Genomic DNA, 9,964 nt, shown 5'->3' on the forward strand with positions numbered 1-9,964 from the left:
AGAAAATTTTTCAGCTTCCGATTCGCTTACCGCTACCAGAAGTCCGCCGCTGGTTTGCGGATCACACAACAGCAGTAATGATTCACCCGAAATTCCTTCGGTGATCGACTGATAAGCGTTCCAGTTTCGCATGGTGTTGTCGGGATAGACAAATTGCGCTGCATATTTTTTTGCCGGAGCCAGTAATGGTATAGCGGAATAATGAATCTCGGCAGAGAAATCTGTTCCTGCTATCATTTCAGAAAGGTGACCCAATAATCCGAAACCGGTTACATCCGTCATGGCATGGACACATTCTTCGCTTCCAAATTTTATTCCCACCGTATTGAGTTGGGTCATGGTGCTAATGGCAATATCCATTTCTTCCGCATTGGCTAGTCCACGTTTTTGCGCCGTAGAAATAATTCCAACACCCAAAGGTTTGGTTAAAAACAATACATCTCCTTCTTGCGGGGTATTGTTGCGTTTGAGGTGATTTGCGGCTACAAATCCGTTAACGGCTAAACCAAATACCGGTTCGGGAATATCGATGCTGTGTCCGCCTGCAATTACAATCCCTGCCTCATTACAAACAGATCGTGCGCCTTCCAAAACGTTTGATGCGAGATCAGCCGGTAATTGATTAACGGGCCATCCCAATATGGCTAATGCAAATGAAGGTTTGCCGCCCATGGCATATACATCCGAAATGGCATTGGTAGCTGCAATCCTTCCGAATTGAAAAGCATCGTCAACAATAGGAGTAAAAAAGTCGGTGGTGCTGATCAGGTAATTTCCGTTTTGCAAATCAAAAACAGCTGCGTCATCGGCGCTGTTGTTGCCAACTATGATGTGCTTGTTATCGGGGGCTTGTTTATGTTGACCAAGGATTTCTTCCAGTACCGATGGGGCGATTTTACACCCGCAACCGGAACCGTGACTAAACTGAGTAAGACGAATCGACTCCATATTTTGTTACAATTTCATCTAAAAATAAATTTTTTATCGCAGGAATGTTTCTTTTTTCTTTTTCCCCGTTATACAGTAAATCACTTCTTATGATGAGGATCTTATTTACTTTGGTATGGGCGCTTGGAATAGCCCCCCTTTTTGCGCAGGTTTCCATTAATATGCAAGCCCGCATTGATACGGTAGAAATTGACAAGTATAAACTGGTTCATCATGATGATGCAACGGGACTTAGTCAACAGCTTCTTGAAATGCCGATTGGCGATTACAAAATCATCAATGAACGCATAGCAAAACAATTGCAGAAAGAAACCATTACAAAAGTGGAATTAGTCTACACCGACTATCCCAAAGGATCAGACATGCGTGAACTAAACAGAGCCCGTATTTTGGAACTTTATATTCATTTACCACAGGTTTTTAATAAGCGGGTAATTGAATGGAAAGTGGTAAAACAAACCGGAGCGAAAAACAATGATATGGCTTCGCACATGATTCACGGTTTTGTAATAACGTATCGTCCTTTGCCTTCATTTGAAGCAGAAAATAATTTAATCAGTTCCGTTCTCGAGGGAAAAACAAATCCGGATTCAACCATTTTAAAAGTGCTGGAGCGCCATCCGAACTGGAAAGATCAGATTGTGGTTTGCGATGTAACAGGGAGTATGTCGCCCTACCTCGCTTCTTTGGTATTGTGGTTAAAACTCAATAACAGCAATAAGTTATCGGAAAACTTTGTGTTTTTTAATGATAACGATATGGACCATAATAAACAGGAGAAATTAGATACTTCCGGTATTTGGGATGTGAGTTCTAAAAAATATGATGCCGTACTTAAAAAAATGCTGTATGCCATGTACAATGGAGGTCAAACCGAAAATAATCTCAAAGCAACTTTTTATGCTTCACAAAAATTCATGAAGGAAAAAAAGAAAGAAGGAATTATTATGATTGCCGATAACTGGCAGGACCCCTACGACATGAAATTATTGCCTGCATTAAAAGAAATTGGTGTTCCCATTCATGTAATAGTTTGTGGTGTTTCTGCTACGCTTAATCCGAATTACCTGGATATTGCATTGGCTACCAATGGAAGCGTGCATACCATTGAGGCGGACCTTGAAGAGTTGGCAAAAATTTCGGAAGGAAAAACGGTGAAATTCGGAACCTTTAAATTAAAAATGACCAACGGGAAATTGGTGCCGATGAAATAATTAAAGTTTCAGCTTTATGATTTCTGCGGCCATTTGTTGCGGATCAACAGTGGGGAAGTGGATGGTTTTTATTTTTTCTTTTTCGCGTTTCGATAATCCGTGTGCATAGGTTTTATCGTAATACTGCAAACTGTATTTAAAACCTTCTTTAAAATCGCCATTGCGTAATGCAATTAATGCGTTTTTGGTTTGTTCGGGTCCCAATCGTTTTTCTATTCTGGCGGTAGCGTCGATCAGTTGATCCAGCGGATAATTACTGTAGCCCCGGATAAGATAATTTAAACGTTCTTCCTGCGGAATTTCCAGTGAAACTACCGTGCTGCTTCTGAGTTGTTCCCACAAATGAGCGGGAATTACTTTATTTCCGATGGTCCTGCTTTCGTCTTCGATCCAGATGCGCTTAGCAGATTCTAAAAATTTTAGTGTAAAAGCAATGTTGTTTTCAAATTGTTCCTGCGATGGTTGTTTCTCTTCACCGAGTGATCCGAAGGAAGATCCTTTGTGGTGTGCAATTTTTTCAAGATCGAGCACTTGTTCCCCTAAGCGTGAAATTTCATGCAGCACCAAGGTTTTTCCGGAACCGGTTTTTCCTCCGAGCACAATGAAATTTTTATCTTTTTCCAGCTCCTGTAACATCGATCGACGGAACGCTTTGTAGCCGCCGATTAAAGTGTAAATTTTAAAACCGTAAAATTCAAGAATCCACGAAAGAAAACCACTGCGCATTCCTCCTCGCCAGCAATGCACAATAAATGCATTATTGTGATTCGGAATTTTTTTTGCGGCTTTAATGAAGTCTTTTAGTTTGGGACCCGCAAGTTCGAGTCCTTTCATAATGGCCGGTTGCTTTCCGTTTTGTTTGTAGAGTGTTCCTATTACAACACGATCTTCATTGTCCATTACCGGTATATTGTAAGCACCGGGAATATGTCCTTGCTCAAATTCTTTCGGAGTGCGCGCATCTATGACCGGAATCTCTTTTCGGAGTTCAAAAAAATCGTTGATATCGATGCGTTGTGGCATTTACAAAGCCGGCTTCACTTGAACATGCGCTGCAAGTTTTTTTGCACGCTCGGTGATGGATTTGATGTCGCTGTCCTTTTGATCGTAGGTCAGCACCACAGCCATTCTTCGGTAGGGACGTGTACTTGGTTTTCCGAAAATGCGGATATCGGTTTTAAATTCATCCAACACTTTTTCGATGCCGATGTATTGCGGACGATCACCGCTTTCGCTGGCGAGAATCACCGCACTGGCCCCCGCGCGTTCGAGGGTGATTTCGGGAATGTTCATTCCTAAAACAGCACGGGCATGCAATTCAAATTCACTGAAATTTTGCGTGCCCGCAAGAGTGACCATTCCGGTATCGTGCGGACGAGGCGATAATTCCGAAAAATAAACGCCATTTTTTTCTGAGATAAAAAATTCTACTCCCCAGATTCCGGAACCGCTTAAGGATTGCGTCACTAAAGCAGCCATGCGTTGTGCTTCGGCAAGATGCTCCGGATTCATCACGCAAGGTTGCCAGCTCTCCTGGTAATCGCCGCGTTCCTGACGGTGACCAATGGGCGGACAAAATAATGTTACACCATTTTTTTGTGTAACGGTAAGTAGAGTGATTTCGTAGTCGAACGAAATAAATTCCTCCACAATCACTTCTACAATATCACCACGTGAACCTTCCACCGCATATTTCCACGAATTAGCAATGTCGCTTTCCGATTTTGCAACGGACTGTCCTTTTCCGGAGGAAGACATCAGAGGTTTAATCACGCAAGGCAAACCGATTTTATTTATTGCTTCGCGCAATTCACTTTCGCTGGTGGCATACGCATATTTTGCAGTGCGAACATTTAATTCTTTAGCAGCCAGATCACGAATTGCTTTTCGGTTCATGGTAAAATTGGCAGCACGTGCAGAGGGAACCACTTGTATTCCTTGTTTTTCGTAATCGTAAAAACGTTCGGTGCGTATGGCTTCAATTTCCGGAACAATAATATCCGGCTGATGCCTGGCTACAATGGCATCGAGAGCAGCTCCATCCAGCATGTTAATCACTTCACGTTCATCGGCCACTTGCATGGCTGGTGCATCGTTGTAGGAGTCAACGGCAATTACATATTGACCATAACGCTTTAATGCAATAACAAACTCTTTACCGAGTTCGCCTGAGCCAAGAAGAAGAATTTTTTTAATCATGTTTTTATTTATAAATGCACACAAACATTTTTTGCTTCCGTAAAAAATTTCAACGCTTCAAATCCGCCTTCACGTCCAACACCGGATGCTTTAACGCCTCCAAATGGAGTACGTAAATCGCGAACCAGCCAGCAGTTGATCCATACAATTCCGCTTTCAAGATGAGCAGCTACACGATGTGCTTTTGTAAGATCCTGAGTCCATACCGTTGCAGCTAATCCGTATTGCGTGCTGTTGGCATACATCAGCACTTCTTCTTCCGTATCGAAAGGAGTAATGGTTACTACGGGACCAAAAATTTCTTCCTGATTGATTCTGCAGTTATAATTCAATCCTTCAATGATGGTGGGTTGTAAAAAATAACCTTCACTGAATTCGCCTTCCATTTGAATTTGTTTTCCGCCCGCTAAAACTGTTCCGCCTTCTTCCTGGGCAAGGGCGATGTACGACAACACTTTTTCTAAATGAGGTTTAGAAACGATGGCTCCCATTTTTACACTGTCGTCGTTCGGGTCGCCCACTTTCATTTCTTTGGTGCGTTTTACGAATTCTTCTTTGAATTTATCGTAGATCGGTCGCTGAATAAAAATGCGCGAGCCACAGAGACAGATTTGTCCCTGATTGGCAAAGGAAGAAAGCATGGTTGTTTTCATCATTTTATCGAAATCGCAATCGGCAAAAATGATGTTCGGATTTTTACCTCCGAGTTCGAGGGAAAGTTTTTTAAACATGGGAGCAGCTACACGGGCAATTTCTGCTCCTGTTGTTGTTCCGCCTGTAAAAGAAATTGCTTTTATGCCTTTATGTTTAGTGATGGCAGATCCCACTTTAGCACCGAGTCCGTGCACAATATTCAATACGCCCTTTGGTAATCCGGCTTCTATACAGATTTTAGAAAAAAGATAAGCTGTCATGGGTGTTACCTCCGAAGGTTTTGCAACCACGCAGTTTCCGGTAGCCAATGCGGGAGCAATTTTCCAGGTAAATAAATAGAGTGGAAGATTCCATGGCGAAATGCAACCTACTACACCAACGGGTTGACGAAGCGTGTAATTGAATCCACGGTTTTCCATGCTGTGCGATTCGGTAGCAAAATGCAGAATGGAAGTTGCGAAAAAACGCATATTACTGGAAGCACGTGGAATGTCCACCGATTTCGCCAGTTTCACCGGTTTCCCATTGTCGCGCGATTCTGCTTTAGCCAGCAGATCTAAATCCCGCTCAATTAAATCGGCAATCTTGTTCATAATGCGAAAGCGTTCTTCTGCAGAGGTGTTCCCCCAGCTTTCACGCGCTGCGGCTGCGGCTGCAAAGGCCAGTTCAATATCCTGCTCATCCGAATCCGGAATAAGCGAATACACTTTACCACGGGCGGGTTCGTAATTATCGATGTATTTTCCACTCACCGGTGGAATAATTTCCCCATTGATGTAATTGCCGAGTTTTTCCATAACACAACGAAATTACGAAGGATTTCTCATATCTGAGGAGAGGAAAAGGAAGGAATGATAGATGTCACCCCAACGGGGTGAAACTGACCCAAAAAGAAAGACCCCGATATTACCGGGGCCTTCCTCTCTCTCTTGTTGCGATATGAACATTCAACCAGGTTGAACGCTGTTGAAAAGAACTGCTATGGAAAAAATTAACTCAAAACAAAGGTATAAGAGTAAAACACGGATTGGTTACAATTTACCTGAATGGCCAAATGTATTGCCCGATGGTAAAACACTTTGTTGAAAGGTGATATAACCAAAATGGGTTAGGGTGTTGTAACTAAACCTTTTCGTTTTTTTAGTATCCGCTTGTTCTTTGGCATGTTTATCCCGATGTTCGGTCATCGACAACGCACCTGCAATGGTTAAACCGGCAAAAACAATGAAAACAATTAAACGAAATTTATTTCCCATGACCTTTTGATTTGTACAAACGTATACTACAAACGCAAAGTGCATTGTTAAAGTGTATGAAAAGGATGTTAAAATCTGTTAAGCTTGTTTAAAGCGCATTTAATCAATTGGTAATTTTGACCTGGTGTTTTACGGTAAACATATTCGACTCATCATTATACTGATCAGCCTGGCGGTAATCGGTTTAGTTTTTGTTCAGATATACTGGATCAGAAATGCGATTGAGTTAAAATCGGGTGAATTCAAAAATGATGTGAATGCTTCATTGCAAAAAACAGTGGAATCGCTGCAACGCAACGAAGCGCTTGGTTATATCCGGAATACCAGTATCGGTTCCAAGTTTTTTTCCGATTTGTATGTGGACCGGAACAAAGCGGGAATCAATAAGCAGATGTCCTGCCGCGATACTACAGTAATTCGCGACGGAAAACCGGTCACCCTTCAGGTGCTTGAAAAAGTCAGTTCCGATTCCACCTTAGGTATCCGCACCCAGGAACGGATGTTTAGTTCAATTGTACGCAATGGTATAGATGAAGAAACAGGAGAAGCATCGATTGATTTGGTGTTCGACGATTCCATCAAATTATTTTTTCGTCCCAAGAGCATGAACGATCAGATGCAGATTGGTCGCAAAGCGGAAATGGTAGAAGAGATTCTTTCTGAAATGTTTGAGTTCAGAGGATTTCTTCCTTTAGAAAAACGCATTAATTTATGGGAACTCGATTCCTTACTGCGGGCCTGTTTGCATGATAAGGGAATAACAGCAGAATTTGAATTTGTGTTGGTGGATATAGAGCACAATGTTTTGTTGTCGCAAAAAAATAACGATCCCGCATTTACGGCCCCCATTATTGATGAAGGATACAGCATCAATTTATTTCCCGGCGATTTTATTAATGAACCGGTGTTTTTATTTGTTCGTTTTCCCTCTCAGAAATCGTATTTACTCGGACGAATGCTCACCGTACTTTCCGTATCGGGCATTTTGATGCTCACCATTATTTTCGCCTTTTTTATTACCATTAGCACTATTTTGAAGCAGAAAAAATTGTCGGAAATAAAGAACGATTTCATCAGCAACATGACGCATGAATTAAAAACGCCGATTTCAACCATTTCCCTGGCAACGGAAATGTTGTCGGATTCGGATGTTTCTGTTTCGGATGAGCGGAGAAAAAAATATATCCGCATGATCAGCGATGAAAACAAACGACTGGGAATTCTTGTAGAAAATGTTTTGCAGACAGCAGTTATTGAACGCGGAGAATTGAGATTAAAAACCGAACTTGTTCCAATGGTCGCCTTACTGCGCGATCTGGTTTCTAATTTTACGTTACAAATCAATAAACGTGGCGGAAAAATTCAATTGAACGTACCCGAAGAAGAATTACTTGTAAACGGAGATAAAGTGCATTTAACTAACGTAGTTTACAATTTACTCGATAATGCCAATAAATATTCGCACGAGGTGGTGGATATAGAGGTAAGTCTCGAAAAAAAGCAATCGCAAATTGTTTTACGGGTAGCCGATAAAGGAATTGGAATCAGTAAAGAAAATCAAAAACGGATTTTCGAACATTTATACCGTGTTCCATCCGGAAACATTCACACCGTGAAAGGATTTGGATTGGGATTAAGCTATGTAAAAGCCGTAGTAGAGAAACACGGCGGAACGGTGACGGTTGAAAGCGAAATTGGAAAAGGAAGTATATTTACAATTGAAATACCTGTTCATTTATGAATACAAAAGCAACGGTTTTACTGGTAGAAGATGATCCGAACCTCGGCACCTTGTTATCGGAATATTTAAATGCGAAAGGACACAAAACAACGCTTTGTGTAAATGGGCAGGATGGATTTGAAACATTTTGCAAAGGGAAATTCGATTTTCTTGTGCTTGATGTAATGATGCCGGTTAAAGATGGTCTTACCCTGGCACGAGAGATTCGTAAAATGGATAAGAAAGTCCCCATTTTATTTCTCACTGCAAAATCGATGAAAGAAGATACGCTTGAAGGATTTAATGCCGGGGCCGACGATTACATGACCAAGCCATTTAGTATGGATGAATTACTCGCCCGGATGAATGCCATTCTCCGGAGAATAAATGGCGATGTAAAAGAAAAACCGGAATTGGTAACCATTGGTAAATTTATTTACGACAGTAATCATTCCGAATTAAAACTCGGTGATAAAATTCAAAAACTCACTACCAAAGAAAATGAGTTAATGAAATTATTAGCCGGAAATATTAACGGACTGGTAGAACGAAATTTTGCTTTAACCGCAGTGTGGGGCGATGATAGTTACTTTAACGGCAGAAGTATGGATGTTTACATTACCAAGTTGCGGAAATATTTAACCGAGGACAGTAATGTGGAGATCATGAACATTCACGGAAAAGGATTTCGTTTGCTGGTAAAGCAATAATTTATTTACAGCAATTCGTAGCGTTTACCTGCCAGACTTTTTACGAGTCCTTTAAATTCGAGTCCGAGTAAAACCGTAGAAACTTTTCCGGGAGTAAACGCGGTTTCCAGGCACAGGAAATCGGCAGAGCAATTGCCTTTTTCTTTCAGAATTTCCATAAGTATTTTCTCATCGCCATCCAGTTCCGGAAAAAAGGAAGTTTGAATGGCTTTTCGTTTTTCCGTTTTTTTATCCCAACCCATCATTCGCAAAAAATCACCAGCGTTTTCAATCAGACCTGCACGGTTAATTTTTATCAATCGGTTGCATCCCGCTGTTTTATCGTCGCCCGGTCGGCCCGGCATGGCAAAAACATCGCGGTTGTATTCATTGGCAATCATGGCTGTAATGATCGATCCGCCTTTGTATCCGGTTTCTATCACCACGGTGGCATCGCAGAGACCGGCAATGATGCGATTACGTTGCGGAAAATTTTCGCGGTCGGGATTTGTTTTGCTGGTGTATTCGCTAATCCAGGCGCCATTTTCCAATAGATGTTCTGCAGTGGAAAAATGATGGGTAGGATAAATACGATCGAGTCCATGTGCAAGGACGGCAAAATTGGTCACTTCGTTTTTTAGGCAGGCACGGTGCGCACAAATATCAATTCCGTAAGCGAGTCCACTTACAATACGAATTCCGTTTTGTGCCAATCCGCCTATCAATTCTTCGCAAAACTTTTTACCCTGTTCACTCGGGTATCGGGTACCCACAATACTCACCATGCGTTCACCCTCCGGGTGATGAGATCCTTTGCAATATAAAACCGTTGGAGCATCTTCGCACTGAAACAAACGCTGAGGATAATCCGGATGCATAATGCTCATTGCCCTAATGTTGTTTTTTTCAATAAACCTCCACTCTTCTTCCGCCCGGAGCATTATTTTGTCATCAATACACGAAGCCGTATATTCTCCAATGCCCGGAATCTGTAAGAGCGTCGATTTTTTTGCTTTAAAAACCTCCCTGGCCTCCCCGCAATGCTGCAATAAACGCCTGGCATTTACGGGTCCTATACCGTTCAATAAGGCTAATCCAATGGTGTATATTAATTGTTCGTCGTTTTCGGTAATCAAGAGATTATTATTTTGTTATATTTCGTGAATATAGAACAGCACTACTTTACATGGCGTACAATATTTTCCGTTTCAAAACGACTCTGACCGGGATTTTTCTGTTTCTTTTTTCCCTTTCCGCATTGGCACAAAAAGCGACTATTAAAGG

Annotated in this window: 9 protein-coding genes; 3 read left to right on the plus strand and 6 right to left on the minus strand. The window is 41.7% G+C overall.

From position 1 onward, the window contains the following. Positions 1-948, minus strand: a 948-nt coding sequence (selD, locus tag K1X56_13545; GenBank protein MBX7095740.1) for a selenide, water dikinase SelD, incomplete at its 3' end; no start/stop codon positions are given. An 89-nt stretch (positions 949-1,037) separates the two neighbouring features. On the opposite strand from selD, the gene K1X56_13550 reads away from it, so the two are divergent. Further along, positions 1,038-2,162, plus strand: coding sequence for a hypothetical protein (locus K1X56_13550; protein ID MBX7095741.1), 1,125 nt, complete (start codon positions 1,038-1,040; stop codon positions 2,160-2,162). Here K1X56_13550 and mnmH read toward each other — a convergent pair whose 3' ends face one another. From mnmH to K1X56_13570, 4 genes are all read right to left on the minus strand, one after another. Then, positions 2,163-3,185, minus strand: coding sequence for a tRNA 2-selenouridine(34) synthase MnmH (mnmH, locus tag K1X56_13555; protein ID MBX7095742.1), 1,023 nt, complete (start codon positions 3,183-3,185; stop codon positions 2,163-2,165). After that, on the minus strand, positions 3,186-4,361 hold the full coding sequence (purT, locus tag K1X56_13560; protein ID MBX7095743.1) for a formate-dependent phosphoribosylglycinamide formyltransferase: 1,176 nt from the start codon (positions 4,359-4,361) through the stop codon (positions 3,186-3,188). An 8-nt stretch (positions 4,362-4,369) separates the two neighbouring features. Next, entirely contained in the window at positions 4,370-5,812 is a 1,443-nt protein-coding gene (locus K1X56_13565; protein MBX7095744.1) for an aldehyde dehydrogenase, read from the minus strand. A gap of 234 nt (positions 5,813-6,046) precedes the next feature. Next, positions 6,047-6,271: a hypothetical protein gene (locus K1X56_13570; protein ID MBX7095745.1), complete on the minus strand. Its 225-nt coding sequence runs from the start codon at positions 6,269-6,271 to the stop codon at positions 6,047-6,049. Positions 6,272-6,395: 124 nt separating this feature from the next. Here K1X56_13570 and K1X56_13575 point away from each other — a divergent pair, with 124 nt between their 5' ends. Next, positions 6,396-8,012, plus strand: coding sequence for a HAMP domain-containing histidine kinase (locus K1X56_13575; GenBank protein ID MBX7095746.1), 1,617 nt, complete (start codon positions 6,396-6,398; stop codon positions 8,010-8,012). After that, positions 8,009-8,701, plus strand: coding sequence for a response regulator transcription factor (locus tag K1X56_13580; GenBank protein ID MBX7095747.1), 693 nt, complete (start codon positions 8,009-8,011; stop codon positions 8,699-8,701). The genes K1X56_13575 and K1X56_13580 overlap by 4 nt, the downstream gene beginning before the upstream one ends. A 5-nt stretch (positions 8,702-8,706) precedes the next feature. Here the strand turns inward: K1X56_13580 and dprA are convergent, their stop codons facing one another. Beyond that, positions 8,707-9,816: a DNA-processing protein DprA gene (gene dprA, locus K1X56_13585; GenBank protein ID MBX7095748.1), complete on the minus strand. Its 1,110-nt coding sequence runs from the start codon at positions 9,814-9,816 to the stop codon at positions 8,707-8,709. Positions 9,817-9,964: the final 148 nt, after the last annotated feature.

This window comes from Flavobacteriales bacterium, assembly GCA_019694795.1.
Taxonomy (GTDB): domain Bacteria; phylum Bacteroidota; class Bacteroidia; order Flavobacteriales_D; family UBA2798; genus UBA2798.

Coding starts and splice junctions, on each gene's coding strand:
- K1X56_13550 (MBX7095741.1), top strand. CDS start 1,038: ATGATGAGGATCTTATTTACTTTGGTATGGGCGCTTGGAATAGCCCCC.
- mnmH (MBX7095742.1), bottom strand. CDS start 3,185: ATGCCACAACGCATCGATATCAACGATTTTTTTGAACTCCGAAAAGAG.
- purT (MBX7095743.1), bottom strand. CDS start 4,361: ATGATTAAAAAAATTCTTCTTCTTGGCTCAGGCGAACTCGGTAAAGAG.
- K1X56_13565 (MBX7095744.1), bottom strand. CDS start 5,812: ATGGAAAAACTCGGCAATTACATCAATGGGGAAATTATTCCACCGGTG.
- K1X56_13570 (MBX7095745.1), bottom strand. CDS start 6,271: ATGGGAAATAAATTTCGTTTAATTGTTTTCATTGTTTTTGCCGGTTTA.
- K1X56_13580 (MBX7095747.1), top strand. CDS start 8,009: ATGAATACAAAAGCAACGGTTTTACTGGTAGAAGATGATCCGAACCTC.